This window comes from Rhizobium sp. BIGb0125 (assembly GCF_024810055.1).
Lineage (GTDB): Bacteria > Pseudomonadota > Alphaproteobacteria > Rhizobiales > Rhizobiaceae > Agrobacterium.
The window spans coordinates 207309-227754 of record NZ_JANUDV010000001.1 but is presented as its reverse complement, the minus strand read 5'-3'; the positions used below and the strand labels follow the sequence as shown (position 1 = coordinate 227754).

Annotated in this window: 15 protein-coding genes and 1 tRNA gene; 7 read left to right on the top strand and 9 right to left on the bottom strand. The window is 55.0% G+C overall.

From position 1 onward, the window contains the following. Positions 1–11 precede the first annotated feature (11 nt). Positions 12–4757 carry a glutamate synthase large subunit gene (gene gltB, locus M2418_RS00985; protein ID WP_250982222.1) on the bottom strand — a complete coding sequence of 1582 codons (4746 nt, stop codon included), beginning with the start codon at positions 4755–4757 and terminating at the stop codon, positions 12–14. 360 nt (positions 4758–5117) lie between these two features. Here gltB and M2418_RS00980 point away from each other — a divergent pair, with 360 nt between their 5' ends. Beyond that, positions 5118–6173, top strand: a complete 1056-nt coding sequence (locus M2418_RS00980; RefSeq protein WP_259142904.1) for a low specificity L-threonine aldolase — start codon at positions 5118–5120, stop codon at positions 6171–6173. Positions 6174–6208: 35 nt separating this feature from the next. Here the strand turns inward: M2418_RS00980 and M2418_RS00975 are convergent, their stop codons facing one another. After that, positions 6209–7069, bottom strand: coding sequence for a LysR family transcriptional regulator (locus tag M2418_RS00975; protein WP_259142898.1), 861 nt, complete (start codon positions 7067–7069; stop codon positions 6209–6211). 89 nt (positions 7070–7158) lie between these two features. On the opposite strand from M2418_RS00975, the gene M2418_RS00970 reads away from it, so the two are divergent. After that, positions 7159–8163, top strand: a complete 1005-nt coding sequence (locus tag M2418_RS00970) for a bile acid:sodium symporter family protein (RefSeq protein WP_259142895.1) — start codon at positions 7159–7161, stop codon at positions 8161–8163. Between the two features lie 34 nt (positions 8164–8197). Here M2418_RS00970 and M2418_RS00965 read toward each other — a convergent pair whose 3' ends face one another. The 3 genes from M2418_RS00965 to M2418_RS00955 all read right to left on the bottom strand — a co-directional run bounded on the left by M2418_RS00965 (position 8198) and on the right by M2418_RS00955 (position 10008). Beyond that, a complete protein-coding gene (locus M2418_RS00965) occupies positions 8198–8680 on the bottom strand; it encodes an Hsp20 family protein (RefSeq protein ID WP_192488087.1) in 483 nt (160 codons plus the stop codon). 165 nt (positions 8681–8845) lie between these two features. After that, positions 8846–9430, bottom strand: a complete 585-nt coding sequence (locus M2418_RS00960; RefSeq protein ID WP_259142876.1) for a YceI family protein — start codon at positions 9428–9430, stop codon at positions 8846–8848. Beyond that, positions 9427–10008, bottom strand: coding sequence for a cytochrome b (locus M2418_RS00955; RefSeq protein ID WP_259142869.1), 582 nt, complete (start codon positions 10006–10008; stop codon positions 9427–9429). Before M2418_RS00955 ends, M2418_RS00960 begins: the two co-directional genes overlap by 4 nt. Positions 10009–10357: 349 nt before the next feature. On the opposite strand from M2418_RS00955, the gene M2418_RS00950 reads away from it, so the two are divergent. After that, positions 10358–11299 carry an alpha/beta fold hydrolase gene (locus tag M2418_RS00950; RefSeq protein WP_259142863.1) on the top strand — a complete coding sequence of 314 codons (942 nt, stop codon included), beginning with the start codon at positions 10358–10360 and terminating at the stop codon, positions 11297–11299. Positions 11300–11321: 22 nt separating this feature from the next. Here M2418_RS00950 and hisN read toward each other — a convergent pair whose 3' ends face one another. Both hisN and M2418_RS00940 read right to left on the bottom strand, forming a co-directional pair. Continuing rightward, on the bottom strand, positions 11322–12098 hold the full coding sequence (gene hisN, locus M2418_RS00945) for a histidinol-phosphatase (protein WP_259142861.1): 777 nt from the start codon (positions 12096–12098) through the stop codon (positions 11322–11324). A 403-nt stretch (positions 12099–12501) separates the two neighbouring features. Then, positions 12502–13386 carry an N-formylglutamate amidohydrolase gene (locus tag M2418_RS00940; protein WP_259142835.1) on the bottom strand — a complete coding sequence of 295 codons (885 nt, stop codon included), beginning with the start codon at positions 13384–13386 and terminating at the stop codon, positions 12502–12504. Positions 13387–13569: 183 nt separating this feature from the next. On the opposite strand from M2418_RS00940, the gene cpdR reads away from it, so the two are divergent. Together cpdR and M2418_RS00930 are read left to right on the top strand one after the other, a co-directional pair. After that, on the top strand, positions 13570–13932 hold the full coding sequence (cpdR, locus tag M2418_RS00935; RefSeq protein ID WP_192488083.1) for a cell cycle two-component system response regulator CpdR: 363 nt from the start codon (positions 13570–13572) through the stop codon (positions 13930–13932). Between the two features lie 82 nt (positions 13933–14014). Beyond that, a tRNA-Val gene (locus tag M2418_RS00930) sits at positions 14015–14089 on the top strand. Positions 14090–14270: 181 nt separating this feature from the next. Here the strand turns inward: M2418_RS00930 and M2418_RS00925 are convergent. After that, a complete protein-coding gene (locus tag M2418_RS00925; protein WP_259144720.1) occupies positions 14271–14675 on the bottom strand; it encodes an acyl-CoA thioesterase in 405 nt (134 codons plus the stop codon). A 211-nt stretch (positions 14676–14886) separates the two neighbouring features. On the opposite strand from M2418_RS00925, the gene M2418_RS00920 reads away from it, so the two are divergent. Next, the gene (locus M2418_RS00920; RefSeq protein WP_192488081.1) at positions 14887–15072 is read left to right on the top strand and encodes a hypothetical protein; all 186 of its coding nucleotides are present in this window, start codon (positions 14887–14889) and stop codon (positions 15070–15072) included. Positions 15073–15083: 11 nt separating this feature from the next. On the opposite strand, the gene M2418_RS00915 is transcribed toward M2418_RS00920, so the two are convergent. After that, entirely contained in the window at positions 15084–16871 is a 1788-nt protein-coding gene (locus M2418_RS00915; protein WP_259142809.1) for an ABC transporter ATP-binding protein/permease, read from the bottom strand. Between the two features lie 247 nt (positions 16872–17118). Here M2418_RS00915 and M2418_RS00910 point away from each other — a divergent pair, with 247 nt between their 5' ends. Next, positions 17119–20445: a DUF2126 domain-containing protein gene (locus tag M2418_RS00910; protein ID WP_259142793.1), complete on the top strand. Its 3327-nt coding sequence runs from the start codon at positions 17119–17121 to the stop codon at positions 20443–20445. Position 20446 lies beyond the last annotated feature (1 nt).

Sequence of the window (20446 nt, the reverse complement as noted above, 5' to 3'; positions counted from 1 at the left end):
CACGCGGCGGATTACTCCGCCGCCACGCCTAGCCGCATCCGTTCCATGTCCTCAAGCGCACGACGGTATTCAACCGGCATGACCTTGCGGAACTTCGGACGGAACTCGGTCCAGCGGTCAAGAATGTCCTTGGCACGAGCCGAGTTGGTGTAGTGGAAGTGGTTCGAGATCAGCTGGTAAAGACGCTCCTCGTCGTGACGTGTCATGTCCTCGGAAACGTCCACACGTCCCTTGTGCATGAGGTCGCCGCCGTGGTGATGCAGCTTTTCCAGCATGTCGTCTTCTTCCGGAACAGGCTCCAACTCAACCATCGCCATGTTGCAGCGGGTTGCAAAATCACCGGTCTCATCCAGCACGTAAGCGACACCTCCCGACATGCCGGCTGCAAAGTTGCGGCCGGTTTCACCGAGCACAACAACGATACCACCGGTCATGTATTCGCAGCCATGGTCACCCACGCCCTCGACAACGGCGACCGCACCGGAGTTTCGAACAGCGAAACGCTCACCGGCTACACCGCGGAAATAACACTCGCCGGTGATCGCACCATAGAGAACGGTGTTACCGACGATGATCGAGTTTTCCGCAACGATACGGGCATTTTCCGGCGGACGAACGATGATGCGTCCACCCGACAGGCCCTTGCCGACATAGTCGTTACCATCACCCACCAGATCAAAAGTGATGCCGCGTGCAAGGAAGGCACCGAAGGACTGGCCGGCCGTCCCCTTGAGGGTGACGTGGATGGTATCGTCCTTGAGACCCTTGTGACCCCAACGCTTGGCAAGCGCGCCCGACAGCATGGCGCCGGCAGAACGGTCAACGTTCTTGATCGGCACTTCAAAGACAACCGGCTCGCGGTTTTCCAGCGACGGGGCAGACTTCTCGATCAGCTTGCGGTCGAGAATGTCGTCAATCGGGTGGTGCTGGCGTGCTGTCCAGAATGTCTCCGCTTTCGGTGCATCGACTTTATGGAAGATACGGCTGAAATCGAGACCCTTGGCCTTCCAGTGTGCCAGCATCTCATCCTTTTCGAGCATTTCGGAAGCGCCGATGATCTCATCCAGCTTGGCAACGCCGAGCGAAGCGAGAATTTCGCGCACCTCTTCAGCTACGAAGAAGAAGTAGTTGATGACGTGTTCCGGCGAACCCTTGAAGCGCTTGCGCAGAACAGGATCCTGCGTTGCAACGCCGACCGGGCAGGTGTTGAGATGGCACTTGCGCATCATGATGCAGCCGGCCGCAATCAGCGGCGCCGTTGCAAAACCGAACTCGTCTGCACCCAGCAGCGCGCCGATGATGACGTCGCGGCCGGTCTTCAGACCACCATCCACCTGCAGGGCGATACGCGAACGAAGGCCGTTCAGCACCAGCGTCTGCTGGGTTTCGGCAAGACCGATTTCCCATGGCGAACCGGCATGCTTGAGCGATGTCAGCGGCGATGCACCGGTACCACCGTCAAAGCCGGAAACAGTGATATGGTCCGCACGCGCCTTGGCGACACCGGCAGCAACCGTACCAACACCCACTTCCGACACCAGCTTGACGGAAACATCGGCTTCCGGATTGACGTTCTTCAGATCGTAGATCAGTTGTGCCAAATCTTCGATCGAATAAATGTCATGGTGCGGCGGCGGCGAAATCAGACCAACGCCCGGTGTGGAGTGACGGGTCTTAGCGACCGTTGCGTCGACCTTGTGGCCTGGCAACTGACCGCCTTCGCCAGGCTTTGCGCCCTGTGCGACCTTGATCTGCAGCATGTCGGCATTGACGAGATATTCCGTCGTCACGCCAAAACGACCTGAGGCGATCTGCTTGATGGCAGAACGTTCCGGGTTCGGCTGGCCGTTGAGCAGCGGCGTGTAACGATCCGCCTCTTCACCACCCTCACCGGTGTTCGACTTGCCGCCGATCTTGTTCATGGCAATGGCAAGCGTGGTATGTGCTTCACGGCTGATCGAACCGAAGGACATCGCACCCGTCGAGAAACGCTTGACGATTTCGACGGCAGGCTCAACCTCGTCAACCGAGATCGGCTTGCGGCCCAAAGCCTCGGCAGTCTTGACCTTGAACAGACCACGAATGGTGTTCATGCGCAGCGCCGTGTCATTCACCATCTCGGCAAATTCGCGGTAACGATCCTGGCTGTTGCCACGAACCGCGTGCTGCAGGGTCGCAACCGCATCCGGGCTCCAGGCATGGCTTTCACCACGCATACGGAAGGCATATTCGCCACCGATATCGAGCGTGTTGGCAAGGATCGGGTCCTTGCCAAAAGCCGCTGCGTGGCGCGAAACGGTTTCCTGCGCAATTTCCGTCAGGCCAACACCTTCGATAGTCGTGGCCGTGCCGAAGAAATATTGCTCGATGAACTCGGACGACAGGCCGATGGCATCGAAAATCTGCGCGCCGCAATAGGACTGGTAGGTGGAAATGCCCATTTTGGACATGACCTTAAGAATGCCCTTACCAACAGCCTTGATGTAGCGATAAACCACTTCATCATCAGACACTTCCTTCGGGAACGCGCCGTGCTTGTGCATGTCCAGCAGCGTATCGAAGGCGAGGTACGGGTTGATGGCTTCCGCGCCGTAACCGGCCAGAAGGCAGAAGTGGTGAATTTCACGCGGCTCACCGGTTTCAACCACAAGGCCAACCGAGGTGCGCAGACCCTTGCGGATCAGGTGATGGTGTACGGCAGCGGTCGCGAGCAGCGCTGGAATGGCAACACGGTCCGGTCCGAGCTGACGGTCTGACAGAACGATGATGTTGTAACCGCCACGCACGGCAGATTCTGCACGTTCGCACAGACGGTCAAGCATGTCCGGCATGCCTTCGGCGCCGCGCTCCACATCATAGGTGAAGTCGAGTGTCTTGGTGTCGAAACGGTCTTCCGTGTGGCCAATCGAGCGGATCTTTTCCAGATCGCCATTGGTCAGGATCGGCTGGCGTACTTCCAGACGCTTGGCACGGGCAGCCCCGGCATGGTCAAGAATGTTCGGGCGTGGACCAATGAAGGACACAAGGCTCATCACCAGCTCTTCGCGGATCGGGTCGATCGGCGGGTTGGTAACCTGCGCAAAGTTCTGCTTGAAATAGGTGTAAAGCAGCTTGGACTTTTCCGACATCGCAGAAATCGGCGTGTCCGTGCCCATCGAACCGACAGCTTCCTGACCCGTCGTTGCCATTGGCGACATCAACAGCTTGGTGTCTTCAATGGTGTAACCAAAGGCCTGCTGGCGATCGAGCAGCGACACATCGCGACGCAGCGCACGTGGCTCCACCGGCTTCAAATCTTCAAGGATCAGCTGTGTGCGATCCAGCCATGTGCGGTAAGGATGTTTTGCAGCAAGCTCGTGCTTCACTTCCTCGTCGGAAATGATTCGGCCCTTCTCCATATCGATCAACAGCATCTTGCCAGGCTGCAAACGCCACTTCTTGACGATACGCTCTTCCGGAACCGGCAGCGTCCCGGCTTCCGATGCCATGATGATACGATCATCATCAGTAACCAGATATCGGGCAGGACGCAGACCATTACGGTCAAGCGTTGCACCGATCTGCTTGCCATCTGTAAAGGCAACGGCAGCCGGGCCATCCCATGGCTCCATCAGGGCAGCGTGATATTCGTAAAATGCCTTACGCTCAGGTGACATCGACTGGTTACCAGCCCAGGCCTCCGGGATCAGCATCATAACGGCATGTGCCATGGAGTAACCGCCGCGCACCAGGAATTCCAGCGCGTTGTCGAAGCAGGCGGTATCCGACTGGCCTTCATAGGAAATCGGCCACAGCTTGGAAATGTGCTCGCCAAACAGCTCGGATGAAACCGAAGCCTGACGTGCAGCCATCCAGTTGACGTTGCCACGCAGCGTGTTGATTTCGCCGTTATGCGCCACCATGCGGTACGGGTGCGCCAGCTTCCAGGACGGGAAGGTGTTGGTCGAGAAACGCTGGTGAACAAGCGCCACGGCCGATTCAAAGCGCGGATCCGACAGATCCTTGTAATAGGCACCAACCTGGTAGGCGAGGAACATGCCCTTGTAGACGATGGTCGAGGACGACAGCGATACAGGATAGAAATCCTGCGCTTCCTTGCCGCCACGCTCATCATAGATGCGGTTGGAAATAACCTTGCGGATCAGGAAGAGCTGGCGCTCGAACTCGGCATTGGTGGCGGCGTCGCGCCCTGCACCGATGAAAACCTGCACGTGATGTGGTTCGGTCGCCGCAATATCCGCTGCCTTGGACAACGAAGCATTGTCGACAGGCACGTCACGGAAACCGAGGAATTGCTGGCCCTCTTCACCGATGACGTCGATGATGACCTTCTTGTAGTGTTCGATACGCTCGGCATCGGTCGGCATGAAGATGTGGCCAACCGCATATTCGCCAGCCTTCGGCAGCGTAATGCCCTGCTTTGCCATTTCCTCACGGAAAAAGCGGTCCGGGATCTGCACCAGAATGCCAGCGCCATCGCCCATCAGCGGGTCTGCACCAACCGCACCGCGGTGGGTCAGGTTTTCAAGAATGAACAGGCCATCTTTGACGATCTGGTGAGACTTCTGGCCCTTCATATGCGCGACGAAGCCGACGCCGCAGGCATCATGCTCATTGCGTGGATCGTAAAGACCCTGACGCTCGGGAATACCACGTGCAAAGCTCTTCTGAGCGACGACGGACGCGGCCCCGGCCGCGGTGGGACAGTCAGTCGTCATGCTTGCGGCAGCAAATTCGCTTTCCGGCTTGTTGGTCATTTTGGTCCCTCCTGCAAAACATTGCATAAAACGGCGGTAAAAGCCGGACTGACGAAGCCCCCTTTTTCAAGGAACCTCACAACCGGCTTATTCAATTTAGGACAGCAAGACTGTCTCAATTCTCGGTAATTTTGACAGAAACCCCCGCCGTTCGCAAGTGCGTGCTAACAAAATATAAACATGAGTTTCGCAGTGAAATTACGACAACATGCGGGAGCGAGAAATTTTGTTACGCAATACAGCGCTTGTGCGTTGCTTTCATTGCCCGATTTGCCAACATCGCCCCAACGCCATAAAAGATTCACACAGATCATTTCTTCTGGCTGCAATCCGCATCATCTCATCTGAAAGCGTAGATACATGTTTTTTGCTTCCGATAACTGGGCCGGCGCTCACCCCGCCATCAACGAACGGCTCATGAAAGAATCGACCCGCTTTGCGGCCGCTTACGGCACCAGCGAGCTCGACAAAGCCATTGAGCAAAAGTTCAACGAAATATTTGAACGGGAAGTTGCCGTATTTTTTGTTGGCACCGGAACGGCCGCCAATTCCCTGGCACTGGCCAGCGTTGCCCGCCCCGGCGGCATCGCCTTCTGTCACTCTGAAGCCCATGTCATCGAAGATGAATGTGGCGCGCCGGTCTATTTCTCCAATGCCTCGCGCTTGATGCCGGTTGCCGGTCCGGCTGGCAAAATGCTGCCAGACAATCTGAGCGCTGCCATTCGCCGCTTCCCACCCGGTTCCATCCATCAGGGCCAGCCAATGGCTGTGACCGTCACCCAAGCAACCGAGGTTGGAACGGTTTATTCACTGGATGAAATCGATGCTATTTCGGCGATTGCCAAGCAGCATAACCTGCCGCTGCATATGGATGGCGCACGTTTTGCCAATGCGCTGATGACGCTCGGCACCAACCCGGCAGAAATGACCTGGAAGCGCGGCGTTGACATCCTGTCGTTCGGCGCCACCAAAAACGGCTGCTGGTGTGCGGAAGCCATCGTTTATATGGATCCGAAAATGGCAAAAGACCTGCCGTTCATGCGCAAGCGTTCGGCACAGCTGTTCTCCAAAACCCGCTTCATCGCCGCACAATTCGACGCATATTTTAAGGACGGCCTTTGGCTGGCACTGGCCGGTCACGCCAATGCCATGGCAAACCGCTTGCGCACCGGCATCGAAGCCTCCAACAGCGCCCGCCTTGCATGGTCTACACAGTCGAATGAGTTGTTTGTGGTCCTGCAAAAGGAAACCGCGCTTGCCGCGAAACAACAAGGCGCGCATTTTTATGACTGGGCTGTCCCGCATGACATGGCCGAGCCAGTACAGGAAAACGAAACGCTGATCCGTCTAGTCACCAGCTTTGCAACCAGCGAAACCGATGTCGACAGCTTCCTAGCGATTTGCGGCGCCGCCTGATTATCCCAGACCTCGATCAACATCACCCCATGCGCTTAGGGCGTATGGGGTGCAATCGCCACCTTGGCAACAACACGTGCAGCCAGCGCCTCAACCAACTCCGGGCTGGCACCCTTTCGCGGCACCAGCACAAACTCCACATCTTCCAACGCTGGCAGACTGCCCTGGGTGATTTCACGCAAGGCCGCAGGTGTCATGCTGCGTGGCTGCACCAGCACACCCATGCCGGCTTGGGCCGCCGCGACCAACCCGCTCAAACTGCCGCAGGTACAGACAATCCGCCAAGCAATGCCTTTGCGATCCAGTGCTTCCTGCGCCACCTTCCGCGTTATGCTCGGCTGCGGAAAGGCAATAAGCGGCACAACACCGTCATGGGCTTTGAGAATTTCCGGATCACGTGCCAGCCACACCAGCGGTTCGCGATAGAGGAAACGTCCAAGTCGATCGCCCAGCCGGCGCTTGGCCAAGACGACATCCAGATCACCATTATCCTGCATCTGGTAGAGGACGCCACTCAAGGCAACCGTCAACTCAAGGTCGACCAGCGGGTAAAGCCGGATGAAGTCTTCCAGAATAACCGTCAGGCGGTTAGCGACAAAATCCTCGGAAACACCAAGTCGCAACCGCCCCCGCAGCCGATTTGCGGTAAAAAGCGACGAAACCTTGCCATTAATATCCAGCATGGAGCGTGCATAACCGAGCAGCGCTTCTCCTTCTGCCGTTAACCGAACCTGATGGGTATTGCGCTCAATGAGCCGTTGGCCAAGAAAGCTCTCAAGCCTTTGAATATGCTGACTGACGGTTGATTGACCGATACCAAGCTGCTCGCCAGCCAGCGTGAAACTTCCGGTCTGCTCCAGCGTTACAAAACTGGCGAGATGATGAAGATTGAGCATCGTTATCACAAATCACAATAACTGTTAGTCTTTGCATCCTGCTTCACGATAAGCGATATGTAAATTGAATTCCCTAAGAGACAAAGACCATGAGCCGATTTCTGCCTGACCGCTTCACTCTGATGCTGATCTGCACCGTCATTTTGGCCAGCCTCTTGCCGATCAGCGGCGAGCCCGCTGAATATTTCGGCCTGGCGACCAAGCTGGCAATTGCACTGCTGTTTTTCCTGCACGGCGCGCGATTGGCACGCGATGTGGTGATTGCCGGTATTCTGCATTGGCGCCTGCATCTCGCCATTCTTCTGGTAACCTTCGGGCTTTTCCCGCTGATTGGCGTAGGGCTTGGCTATATTCCCGAAAGCATCTTGCCAGCGCCGCTTTATATGGGCGTGCTGTTTCTATGCGTTCTGCCGTCTACCGTGCAGTCCTCCATTGCCTTTACATCCATGGCAGGCGGCAATGTTCCGGCAGCCATCTGCTCAGCATCAGCATCCAACATTTTCGGTATGTTTCTGACACCACTCTTGGTCGGCCTGCTGTTTACGGTCGGTGGTCATGGTGGCGGCTTTTCGCTTGATGCGTTCGGGCAAATCTTCCTTCAGCTGCTTTTGCCTTTCATAGCAGGCCAAGCCCTGCAGCCGTGGATCGGCGACTGGATCCGGTCGCGCAAGAAGCTGCTTGCGCCTGTTGATCGCGGCTCAATTCTGATGGTGGTTTATCTCGCCTTCAGTGAAGCGGTAATCGAAGGCATCTGGCAGCAGTTCACATTGCGCGACATCGGCGTCGTCGTTGCCATCAACATTGTTCTGCTGGCCGTCATATTGTGCGTGACCATGTTTGGCAGCCGCCTGCTGGGCTTCAACAAACAGGACGAAATCACCATCACCTTCTGCGGATCGAAAAAGAGCCTGGCAAGCGGTGTGCCTATGGCAGGCGCGATCTTTGCCGGCCAAAGCATCGGCGCCATCGTTCTGCCGATCATGTTGTTTCACCAGATCCAACTGATGGCTTGCGCGGTGATTGCGCAGCGTTATGCGAGAGCGGCAAAGGCTGCACAAGCGGAACCTGCAAACGCAAAAACGGCCCTCACTTGAGGGCCGTCCTGAATAGTACAAGTATATATGAAGCTTAGTTGACCTGTGTCGGCGTAATCTGCGCCTCGATGGTCTTTGCACCTTCAGCAGCATCCGAAACGATCGCAATCCGGCGCGGTTTCATTGTCTCTGGAAGATTACGCAGGAGGTCGATGTGGAGCAGACCGTTCTTCAACGAAGCAGATTGCACTTCCACATAATCGGCCAACTGGAAGCGACGCTCAAAGGCGCGCTTGGCAATGCCACGATACAGGAACTCGCCTTCATTCGCCTTGTCCTGCTCCGACTTCTCAGCCTTGACGGTCAGCACATGGGCACGCGCCTCAATGCTCAGCTCGTTTTCATCAAAGCCGGCAACAGCCATCGTTATACGATAGGTGTTATCGCCAGTGCGTTCGATGTTGTAAGGCGGATAGCTCTGCGCCTGTTCCGGCTGCCCAACATTATCAAGCAGATTGAAGAGACGGTCAAAACCGACAGTGGAGCGGTAGAGTGGCGAAAAATCCAAATGACGCATGGTGTCCTCCTTGAGAAGCGACTGTTTGCGGTTAAGGCTTTCATCCCGTATTGGCGATGAGGAAGCCGGGTCACGGCCCCGTTCTGGCGACCGTGACAAACAGATGGGAACAGTTTTGCCGCACTTCAAGAGGCAACGATAAAGTGAAGATTGTCGCTTGGTGACCTATCGTCGTTCACCTTCAACAGACATATCGAAATGCACGACATTGGAATAAATCGGTGTCCCGACATCCATGTCATAACGCGACCGAAAAACGTCCCCGCTCACATCAAAAGCAATCGACTTGCCGTTCCAGCGGGTCAATTTGACATTGAAACTTTCGCTACGCTGGTGACCCTTCGCGGATAGCTGACCGGTTACCGTTGCCGTGTCCGGCCCCGTCTGCTTGATAGCATTGGAGCGAAAGGTGATGGCATTGAAATTCGCCGCATCGAACACGGCCGTCGATTTCAGGAACGTATCAATCCGCTTTTCTCCCGCCTCCACACTGTCTGGCACCAGCGTGAAAGAAACCGTCGAATGTTGCAGATCGCCCGCCTCAAGTGTGAAGGAACCGGAGAATTTGCCAAATACACCCTTGATGCCGCCACCGCCAACCTGCGCCACCGAAAAGGCAATACGCGAGGACGGAGTTACAGTGTACTTGCCGGCGACCTCGCTCAACTCAGGGGCATTTGCCGCCCAGACCTGACCACTTGTGTTAGCGAGCAACAAAGCCGATGCGAATAAAAGTCCAGACCTGCTCATGAGCGTTTCTCCAAAGGCGGTGAACGACGGCGCCCCAGCATGCGCATCAACACATCATCACCACGCCAGAGGTGGTGATAAAATGCGGCCAGCGCATGAAGCACGATAAGACACAACAGCGTGTAGGCCAGCGTTGCATGAACCTCTGACCACAGGGTTTCTGCACCTTCCGACTGCGCAAGCGGCAGATGCGGCACCACAAAGAGATCAAACATAAATGTTGGAATTCCAAGCGGCGACACGGACGCAATGACCCATCCCGCAAGCGGTACAAGCACGCCAAGCACCAGAAGCAATTTATGTGTGATCGATGACAGCAATCGCTCCAGGGCAGACAGGGTGGCAACCGGCGCAACTTTCACCGACATGCACCACTGCACAGCCCGAACAAGAGCAAGTGCCAACACCAGCATGCCAAAAGATTTGTGCCACTGGAAAAGCGAAAACTGCAACGTCGGATCAATATCCGGCCTGGTCATGATGTAGCCAAGGGTCAGCAATGCAAGGATCAACAGTGCGATCAACCAATGCAGCAGGATAGCAAAAAATCCATAGGCATTCCCGGAACCACGTAACATCTGGAACCTCCCGGCTGGTACCAAAATCCTCCTTCGCCAGACATTAGGCAAGCAGCGAAAATATCACGTTGTCGCGATTGTCGGCGCCACAGAACGATGCCTTGCAACCGGCTTTGAAACTGAACTTAAAATGAACAGCCAGTTCCAAATCGGTTCATATTTCAGCCTTTAGAAAACAGCCATCGGGGGCAACTCCGCTGACTGAAGAGTACAACGTCCCTTCTTCTTCAGTCCTGTTGGCCGGGACCGTGACTGCGCACAACCGACGGTTCCGGCATTTTTTCTTTGACGAGATAAGCCACTCGACCTATCCCATTATTATCCACCAGGGAATCGGCCGGAAAAGGTAATGGACGACGTTATTTTACACGCCACACCCGGCAATCCATTGCCCGAGAATTACACGGCCGGATATTTCACCGGACACCGTAACAAAAAACTGCGCTACGCGGTTTTTCGCTGCCAACAATCGGTTGCCAAGGGTACCATCGTTCTGCTGCACGGCAGAAACGAGTGCATCGAAAAATATTACGAGACCATCATCAACCTGACAGCGATGGGCTTCTGGGTTGCGACGTTCGACATGCGCGGTCAGGGCGGATCGGATCGACTGATCAAAAATCCCGACGCCGGTCACGTCCATCGGTTCCGGGACTATGAGCAGGATGTCTCGCTGTTCATGGAACAGATCGTGCTGCCCGACACGCGCCTGCCATTTTATATGGTTGCACATTCCACCGGCGCGCTGATCGCCCTGTCCATGGCACCCAACCTGTCCAACCGCATCGAGCGCATGGCCTTGTGTTCGCCGTTCATCCAGCTGTCAGGGCAATCCATGCCAAGCCCTGCCGTTTTTACAATCGCAGCGACGTTGAGCCTAATTGGCCTTGGACGGATGAGACTGGGCAAGGACCAGCGTGAACGCAACTTCATTGGCAATCCGCTGACATCAGATGAACTGCGTTTTGCCCGCAATCTGACCCTGATGCAGAAAATGCCGGAATTGTTTGTTGGTTCGCCAACCGCTCGCTGGGTTTATGAGACCATGAAAGCGGCAAGTCGCGTCACAAAGCAGGAACACCTGACTCATATTCACGTGCCAACCTTGCTGCTGGCGCCGGTTCTGGACCCGATCACGCCCTATGGTGCGCAGGAAGAACTGTCACGCAATTTCCGTGCAGCGCAACTCATCCCTGTGACCGGCGCCCGGCACGAACTGCTGCACGAGCGCGATATCTTCAGAAGTCAGGCGCTTGCGGCCATAGAGGCATTTTTCTCACCGGAAGAGTAACCCTATCGGCACAATCGGCCCTTCAAAGGCCGGACAATATCTCCAATGCCTGCGCATGAACAGCTTTGCTGCCTGCCGCGATGATCCGACCCGCCGCTTCTGGTCTGCCGCCATCCCAGGTCGTTATCACGCCACCAGCCTGCTCGATGATTGGAATAAGCGCGCCGACATCATAGGGCTTGAGCGAGCTTTCAATCACCAGATCGATATGACCGGCTGCGAGCAACGCATAGGCGTAACAATCGACACCGTAGCGGAACAGACGCACCTTATCCTGCACCCTGTTGTAACGTGGTGCTTCCTCGGCATCGAAAATATGCGGTGATGTCGTGAACAATGTCGCGGCGGAAATGTCTTTGCAATCACGGGTCTTGATCTGACGGGTACCATCAGGGCCGCTGTACCAGGAGGCTTTGCCATCGGCGAAATAACGTTCGCCGGTAAAAGGCTGATCCATAACACCCATGACGGAGCGACCGTTGCTCTGCAGACCAATCAAGGTCCCCCAGACAGGAACGCCGGAAATGAAAGCGCGGGTACCGTCAATCGGATCAATCACCCAGACATGCTCGCGATCCAGACCGACGCTGCCATGTTCTTCGCCGAGAATACCGTGGTCCGGATAGGCCTTGCCGATAAGCGCTCGGATCGCCTGTTCTGCCGCCTGATCACCCTCGGTGACCGGATCATAACCTCCGTCCTGCTTGTTGGTGACATCGATGCCGGTACGAAAGCGCGGCAACGTCTCTGCTTTGGCAGCATCCGCGAGAGAAAAGAAAAAATCCCGATCCGGCAGCATGACATCTCCACTTGGCAAAACAATAGCTTCAGCCTTGTAAAGCACTGCCGGAAAAGAGGAACAGCTTTTGTAATTTTTTCGGAAAAATCATTTTGGTGAGCGCTTAGCGACCCCTCCACCAAAAGAGCCCTGCAATGCAAAACCAGCACACCATAGGTACAAATTGCATCCTTTTACATCGTAAAGCCGCATCTTCTGCCTAGGCTCAAGCAAATGGCACATTTATTAAGCAAAAATAAAAATGATTGACAATTGTGCATTATGACGTATCTTTTCCATACAGTCTTTGACTGTAAATACCCTCCTTGGGTGTTTCCTCCCTAGACTCAGCCGCGCCACGAGCGCGGTTTTTTTTTGCTCGAAACAAAGAAAAAATTCACCAAGCAACAGAAAGTAAAGAGAATTATTCGGCAGCCAAAGCCGAGTCGCCGCAGAATTCGGTGACGAAATCACCCATCTGGCGCATGAACACTGCAAGCACCGCAGAAAGTGCCGCAAAATCACTTCGTTTGAGAAGCGTCTTTTCATCCACATATAGTGCGCGGTTTATTTCAATCTGCAAGGCATGCAGAGAGCGCACGGGCCGCCCGTAATGTTCGGTGATAAAGCCGCCAGCATATGGCTTGTTGCATACGGCAACAAAACCGAGCTCTTCCAGGAAGTGCAGTGCGGCACGTGATATTTCGGGAGAAGCGCTGGTGCCATAGCGATCACCAATAATCACATCAGGTCGGACATTGGACCCGGCAACCCGGATGTTACCAGGCATCGAATGGCAATCGATCAGCACCGCCATGCCGAATTGCGAATGCGTGCGCGAAATCAGCCGGCGCAGGCAGGTGTGATACGGCTTGTAAATGCCCTCCACCCGCAGCAATCCCTCTTCCACGGGTATACGGTGGTTATAGATTTCCATGTTTTCCGCAACGATGCGCGGCACAGTGCCCAGCCCACCGGAGACCCGCATGGAGCCAATATTCGCATAAGGCGGCAACGAGCCCTCGAACATGCGCGGATCCAGTTCATATGGCTCGCGGTTCACATCCAGATAGGCGCGCGGAAAATTGGCAATCAGGAACGGCGCACCAAGTTCAGGCGCAGCAGAAAAAAGCTCATCAACGAAATGGTCTTCAGATCGCCTGATTTCTGACGAATCAAGGCGAGACGATTCGAGAAATGAAACAGGGTAGCAACGTCCACTATGAGGTGAATTATAGACGAACGGGATTCTGTGCGTATCCGGCTCGCGGACTTCGAACAGCTCATATTCACCCGTTATCCAGTCCATTCGATGATATTTACCATGTCACAAATATGCCAATAAACATATGTTGCCAGTTGCATGGCCACAAGTCCATACTGGCGCAACCATAACCGGATTCCTCAAACGCCATTCACGGGATATTTACCCAGAGCAGGCTATAATTGGGATACGGTATTCTCAATTTTACAGGCAGTTACGGTCACCTACATGAGTCAGAAAATTCTTCTCGCAGAAGACGACAACGATATGCGCCGCTTTCTGGTAAAAGCGCTTGAGAAAGCCGGTTACCAGGTATCTTCTTTTGACAACGGCGCAAGCGCATATGATCGGCTTCGTGAAGAGCCCTTCTCTCTGCTGCTGACCGACATTGTCATGCCGGAAATGGATGGCATCGAACTGGCGCGCCGCGCCACCGAGCTGGATCCAGACCTCAAGGTTATGTTCATCACCGGTTTTGCAGCGGTCGCTCTCAACGCCGATTCGAAGGCTCCGAAGGATGCAAAGGTGCTTTCCAAGCCTTTCCACCTGCGTGACCTTGTGGATGAAGTCAACAAACTCCTTGTGGCATAAGGCTTTCTAAAAACCTTTCACAAAACCGCAAAAAAGCAGTTGACGCGTCAATCGGTTTTGTGATCTATGCGCCACATCGGATGGGCGTGTAGCTCAGCGGGAGAGCACTACGTTGACATCGTAGGGGTCACAGGTTCAATCCCTGTCACGCCCACCATCCAAATTCCTTAAGTATCAAGGCCTTGCAGAACACTGCGAGGCCTTTTTACATTGTGCTGTTAGGTTCGATGAACCTGTCGAGACACCTCTTTCCGGTCTCCCACACAGCGTCATTTCGAAGCCCATGCACCCGCCACAAAATGCAGCGGGCACCGGTCCGGTTTGCTGTCACAATTCGATCACGCTGATGCTTTAGTCGGGCGCGGTGGCACCGGACGCGGATTACCATCGTCATCGACGGATACCATCACAAAAACCGCTTCGGTGACCTTCTCACGCGAATCCTGATAGTGCCTGCGTGTCCAGGCCTCGATCTTGAGTGTGATCGATGTACGGCCAACTTTCACGATGTCAGTATAGACACACAGCGTATCGCCAATCTTTACCGGCTTCTTGAAAACAATCTCGTGCACGGCAACTGTTACTGTGCGCCCACCTGCCACATCATTGGCACGAACAAAGGCCGCAAGGTCCATTTGCGACATGACCCAGCCACCGAAAATATCACCGGCCGGATTGGCATCCGCCGGCATGGCGAGTGTGCGCAGCGTCATTTCCATTGTGTCAGGAGGATTACCGTCCATCTTATGCATACCTTCATTCAAGAGCCTCCCACCCCTTGCTTAACAAAAGCAAGGGACTGCCGCCAAGAGCAAGCTGCCCCACCGTGCTGCAACCCTGTTATGCAAGGGTGCTGCGTCAGACACATTTGGTGAATTTCCATAGGTTTCATAATGCGACATAGACGGATCATTAACCATGATCGGCCAGTATACTTCATATATGAGGTGCTAAATGGCGTACGACTGGACTGGCAATAACGTCATGCAGAAGCGTGACGACAGGTTTCTTGCAGCATGCATCATTTCCGCTTTGTTTTTGACTGCGGTCACGATTGGCGCGCTTTTGCGAGAGCCAATCCCTGCACGACAGGACAACCCTTATCTTCTGACAACAGACAAATGGCAGTTGCGGCTGTAATCCGCTTTACCTCAGTGGCCATTTCCGTTGGTCGGCAGTGCCTCAAGATGCACGACCGTCGGAGCAAACTTGTTGAGGAATGTTTCAGAGCGCCCGAAATAGATCACCGCACTGTCTTTCAGCGTTAACAACGCGTCGGCAAGCAGGTTCTGTGTATCGGGCTCCAGCCCTTCCAAAATATCATCGAGAATGAGCCAGCGCGGCTGCAAGAGAATGGCATTCGCCACCCGCAGGCACATCTGGGCATCCGTATCTAGCTTCTTGTCCCAACGGGCATTTTCGTCAAGACGCGGCACCAGCTCATCCAGCCCACAGAGGGTCAAGACCTCGGAGCACTCCTCGTCGTTGAAGACTGCCGGAGAATGTGGGTAGGACAGAATCTCCCGCAGTGGGGCGACCGGAATGTAACCGCGTTGCGGCATCAGCAGCGCGTCTTCAAGCGGCGGCACGGAAATGCGTCCCTGTCCCCACAGCCACAGCCCGCCCATGGCAGCAAACAACAGACGCCGGTTCACGCCCTGATCGCCATTGACCAGCAAATGCTCGCCAGCTTGCAACTCGACAAACTCTTCCTTTAGACGAAAACCGCGCACCACCTGTTTCGCACCGGCTTCGCCGCAAATCATCACATTGGACAGGATAATCGACTTGGCGGCGGGATCGACTTCGAAGTCGATCGTCGCGCCTTGCTTTTCCACGGCGTCCATTTGCAAAAGCGCATTACGGAATGCCGAGACACGCAGCAGTGTCGCCTTCCAGCTGGCAATGGCACCAAAATTATCGATGTACCAGCGCAGGGCATTGTTGACCTGGTTGAAGGCACCAACCGCCATCATCAATCCGCCAAAGGTCAGATTGCCGGAGAAATACACCGGAGCGGCAATCAGGATTGGCGCGACAATCGCCAGCCAACCGTACCCCGAGGACACCCAGGTCAAATGCGTTAGAGCCATCGCTAGACCACGGATCACGGAAAGTACGGAATTGATGTCAACACCAAGCCTAGCCCGTTCGTTTCGCTCCCCCCGCGCCAGTGTAATTGCGGTCATGTTCTCATTGGCGCGCATCAGCGAAAACCGCAGCTCCGCCTCTTTCGAGTAACGTTCGGCATTCAGCCCGACCAGACGATGACCGACAAGATTGCTCAGCAGCGAGGCAGAACCGGCATAGAACATCGCTGCCCAGACCATGTAACCCGGTATTGCCACCTGCGATCCACCGATGGTCAGATAGAAACCGCTTGATAGACCCCACAAAACACCGATGAAGCTAACCAACAATATGGTGGAATTGACCAGACCAATGGCAAGTGACGTACTGCTTTCCGCCAGGTTTCGTGAATCCTCATGCAGACGCTGATCGGGATTAACAGCAATACTGCCAAAACCAGCCAGCTTGGCAGCCCGACCCGGCTTGAGCCACTGGTTAACCATGTCCTTGCTCAGACCTTCGCGCATATAGAGCGCGGTCATCTGATTAAGCCAGGTTTGAAACACGTTCAGCAACAATAAAGTGCCGGCTATAATGGTGAAAATCTTTAACTGGTGGATGAACCCGTCCATATCTCGTCGCTCAAGCGAGTTATAAAACGGTGCATACCACTCATTCAATCGAACCTGCCCGTAAGCAGTCACCAAGATGATGAACAGAAGCGCGAAGATAAGAGCAAGAAGCCTGTTTCGGACCGGCGAAATCCAGAACGCATTACCCATCATTCTCAACTGGTCCATAAAACCAAGTTCAAAATTCAATGGAGCTGCTGGATCAGGTTTCAAGTCAACCTGGCGGGTATATTCCATGCGTATCGTCCAAACAATAAGGCACAGCAGACGGCCAACTCATCGAGACTCAGCAACGCAAGCCGCCTGACCTATTTACCGTAAGCCCAAAAGATAAGGAACTGCTTACTCTTCGCTGCCCCGTAAAAACCATGACAAAGCCTGTATAATCCGCCTTGCTTTATTTACGTGCATTGCACAAAATCCTGATAATAACAGAGGGGGCGGCTAAGTCCGCAATAACCGGCTTGGCCGGAAAAAGGATAATATGTCTATTAAGGCAAGTATTTATCATCTCACCCATTACATCTATGACAAACCGGTCCGGCTCGGGCCTCAGATCATCAGGTTAAAACCGGCAGTTCATTCCCGCACCCGGGTTATCAGCCATGCACTGAAGGTCACACCTGCAAATCACTTCGTGAATTTGCAGCAGGACCCCTACGGCAATTACCTCGCCCGTTTTGTGTTTCCCGAACCGGTTACGGAGTTTAAAATAGAGGTCGATCTGGTGGCAGATATGACTGTCTATAACCCGTTCGACTTCTTTGTTGAGGAAGAGGCCCAAAAATGGCCTTTCGATTATCCCGAGACACTGCGCGAAGACCTGTCGATCTACATGAAGCCGGAACCCACCGGCCCTTACCTCTCCGCCTACATGCAGACTATCGATCGGTCTCCCGGCCAGCCAACGGTGGATATGGTTGTCGGCCTCAATGCGCGCCTGCAGCAAGAAACCGGTTACGTCATTCGCATGGAGCCAGGCGTCCAAACGCCAGAAGAAACTCTGCAGACCAAAATGGGCTCATGCCGCGACAGCAGTTGGCTTCTGGTGCAGATATTACGGCACTTGGGTTTTGCGGCCCGATTCGTATCTGGCTACCTCATTCAGTTGGCGCCTGATTTGAAGGCACTCGACGGCCCCTCCGGCACCGAAGTTGATTTCACTGACCTGCACGCATGGGCAGAAGTCTATCTGCCTGGTGCTGGCTGGGTTGGACTGGACCCGACATCCGGCCTTTTGACGGGTGAAAGCCATATTCCGCTGGCAGCCACACCGCATTACCGAAACGCCGCACCAATTTCCGGCGGTTATTACGGACAGGCCAACACCGAATTTGCCTTTGATATGCAAGTACGTCGTGTGGCGGAACATCCCCGCATTACCAAGCCGTTTTCCGACGAAAGCTGGGACAGGCTGAATGCTGTTGGCGAGGAGGTCGATACCCTCTTAAAAGAGCAGGACGTTCGCCTGACGATGGGCGGCGAACCGACCTTCGTTTCAATCGATGACTTTGAAGCGGAAGAATGGAACACCGGCGCTGTTGGCCCGACCAAACGGGAAAAGGCCGATATCCTTATCCGCAAACTCCGCGAACGTTTCGCCCCCGGCGGGTTCCTGCATTACGGCCAGGGTAAATGGTATCCCGGTGAAAGCCTGCCGCGCTGGACATTTTCGCTTTATTGGCGAAAGGACGGCAAACCGATCTGGCAGAACCCGGCACTGGTGGCACAGGAAGGCGCAGAAACCGGCGTGACGGCGACCGACGCGGAAAATCTCCTGAACACGATTGCGACAAATCTCGGCATTCCCAATGACATGGTTTTGCCAGCCTACGAGGATCCGGCAGAGTGGATTGTCAAGGAAGGCAATCTGCCCGAAAACGTCGATCCGTCGAACTCAAAACTGAAGGACCCGGAAGAGCGAAGCCGCATTGCACGGGTTTTCGAGCGCGGACTGACCACCCCAACCGGCTACATCCTGCCGGTGCAGGCTTGGAATGCCAAGGCATCAACACAACGGTGGATCAGTGAAAAATGGAAAACAAGGCGCGGCCGGGTTTTCCTCGTTCCCGGCGACAGCCCGGTCGGATATCGTCTGCCGCTTGGCACACTGCCTTACGTCCCCCCTGCAGCCTATCCTTACATTCACGAGGCAGACCCATCCGTTCCAAGAGGGCCATTGCCGGAGGTTACGGAACCAACCGGCCGCGTCATGCCGGAAGCATCATTTCATGCGGATGAGACGGTATCGCAGGACCGCATCGAACAGTCGATCGGTGAGCTTGGCGGCGCAGTGCGCACCGCAATGTCTGTAGAGCCGCGCGACGGCCGTCTTTGTGTATTCATGCCGCCGGTCGAGCGTATTGAAGACTATCTGGAACTGATCGCCGCGGCAGAAAGCGCGGCCAGCACGCTTGGCCTGCCCGTCCACATAGAAGGCTATGCACCACCCCATGACGAGCGGATAAATGTTATTCGCGTGGCACCCGATCCGGGCGTCATCGAGGTTAACATTCACCCGGCATCGAGTTGGCAAGAATGCGTCGATATCACCTCAGCCATCTATGACGATGCCCGCCAGTCGCGTCTGGGTGCCGACAAGTTCATGATCGACGGTCGTCACACTGGCACCGGCGGTGGAAACCATGTGGTCGTTGGTGGTGCAAACCCCAATGACAGCCCGTTTCTGCGCCGCCCGGATCTGTTGAAAAGTCTGATCCTCCACTGGCAGCGCCACCCGTCGTTATCCTACCTGTTTTCGGGCCTTTTCATTGGCCCCACAAGTCAGGCCCCACGTATAGATGAAGCGCGGCACGACAGCCTTTATGAGCTGGAAATTGCTATGGCGCAGGTGCCAGCCACCGGCGAAGGCGTACCTCCCCTGCCTTGGCTTGTCGACCGGCTGTTCCGCAACCTGCTGACCGACGTTACCGGCAATACGCACCGAGCCGAGATCTGCATCGATAAGCTGTTTTCGCCGGATGGTCCGACGGGCCGTCTGGGACTTGTCGAGTTTCGTGGTTTTGAAATGCCGCCAAATGCCCGCATGTCGCTGGCACAACAGCTTCTGGTGCGTGCACTGATTGCCCGCTTCTGGAAAAATCCAGCAAGTGGCAAGTTCGTCCGTTGGGGTACTGCTCTGGCGGATCGTTTCATGCTGCCACACTTCATCTGGCAAGACTTCATGGATGTGCTGGCCGATCTGAAGGCCAACGGTTTTGATATCCAGCCTGAATGGTTCAAGGCACAGCTTGAATTCCGTTTCCCGTTCTTCGGTGAAGTGGAATATGAAGGTGCGAAATTGGAACTGCGTCAGGCGCTGGAACCCTGGCACGTGATGGGTGAGCAGGGGGCAATTGGCGGCACTGTGCGTTATGTCGATTCCTCCGTCGAACGTCTGCAAGTCCGTCTGGAAACAGCAAATCCGGAGCGTTACACCGTTGCCTGCAACGGTCGGGCTGTGCCGTTGAAGCAGACAGAGGAATCAGGTGTTGCCGTTGCCGGTGTTCGCTTCAAGGCCTGGCAGCCATCATCAGGTCTTCACCCGGTATTGCCCGTCAACGCGCCATTGACCTTTGACATTTATGATACATGGTCAGGTAGATCGATTGGTGGCTGCATCTATCATGTTGCCCATCCCGGTGGCCGAAACTATGACACGTTCCCGGTCAATGGTAACGAGGCGGAGGCACGCAGACTTGCGCGTTTCGAACCTTGGGGCCATACCGCAGGAAATTATCCCTTGAGGCCGGAAACGGTTTCACCGGAATTTCCACTGACACTCGATTTACGTCGCCCTCTGGGAGTTTGAA

Coding starts and splice junctions, on each gene's coding strand:
- M2418_RS00965 (WP_192488087.1), bottom strand. CDS start 8,680: ATGCGTCATTTGGATTTTTCGCCACTCTACCGCTCCACTGTCGGTTTT.
- M2418_RS00940 (WP_259142835.1), bottom strand. CDS start 13,386: ATGGACTGGATAACGGGTGAATATGAGCTGTTCGAAGTCCGCGAGCCG.
- M2418_RS00960 (WP_259142876.1), bottom strand. CDS start 9,430: ATGAGCAGGTCTGGACTTTTATTCGCATCGGCTTTGTTGCTCGCTAAC.
- M2418_RS00975 (WP_259142898.1), bottom strand. CDS start 7,069: ATGCTCAATCTTCATCATCTCGCCAGTTTTGTAACGCTGGAGCAGACC.
- M2418_RS00910 (WP_259142793.1), top strand. CDS start 17,119: ATGTCTATTAAGGCAAGTATTTATCATCTCACCCATTACATCTATGAC.
- gltB (WP_250982222.1), bottom strand. CDS start 4,757: ATGACCAACAAGCCGGAAAGCGAATTTGCTGCCGCAAGCATGACGACT.
- M2418_RS00955 (WP_259142869.1), bottom strand. CDS start 10,008: ATGTTACGTGGTTCCGGGAATGCCTATGGATTTTTTGCTATCCTGCTG.
- cpdR (WP_192488083.1), top strand. CDS start 13,570: ATGAGTCAGAAAATTCTTCTCGCAGAAGACGACAACGATATGCGCCGC.
- M2418_RS00950 (WP_259142863.1), top strand. CDS start 10,358: ATGGACGACGTTATTTTACACGCCACACCCGGCAATCCATTGCCCGAG.
- M2418_RS00970 (WP_259142895.1), top strand. CDS start 7,159: ATGAGCCGATTTCTGCCTGACCGCTTCACTCTGATGCTGATCTGCACC.
- M2418_RS00915 (WP_259142809.1), bottom strand. CDS start 16,871: ATGGAATATACCCGCCAGGTTGACTTGAAACCTGATCCAGCAGCTCCA.
- hisN (WP_259142861.1), bottom strand. CDS start 12,098: ATGCTGCCGGATCGGGATTTTTTCTTTTCTCTCGCGGATGCTGCCAAA.
- M2418_RS00925 (WP_259144720.1), bottom strand. CDS start 14,675: ATGGACGGTAATCCTCCTGACACAATGGAAATGACGCTGCGCACACTC.
- M2418_RS00980 (WP_259142904.1), top strand. CDS start 5,118: ATGTTTTTTGCTTCCGATAACTGGGCCGGCGCTCACCCCGCCATCAAC.
- M2418_RS00920 (WP_192488081.1), top strand. CDS start 14,887: ATGGCGTACGACTGGACTGGCAATAACGTCATGCAGAAGCGTGACGAC.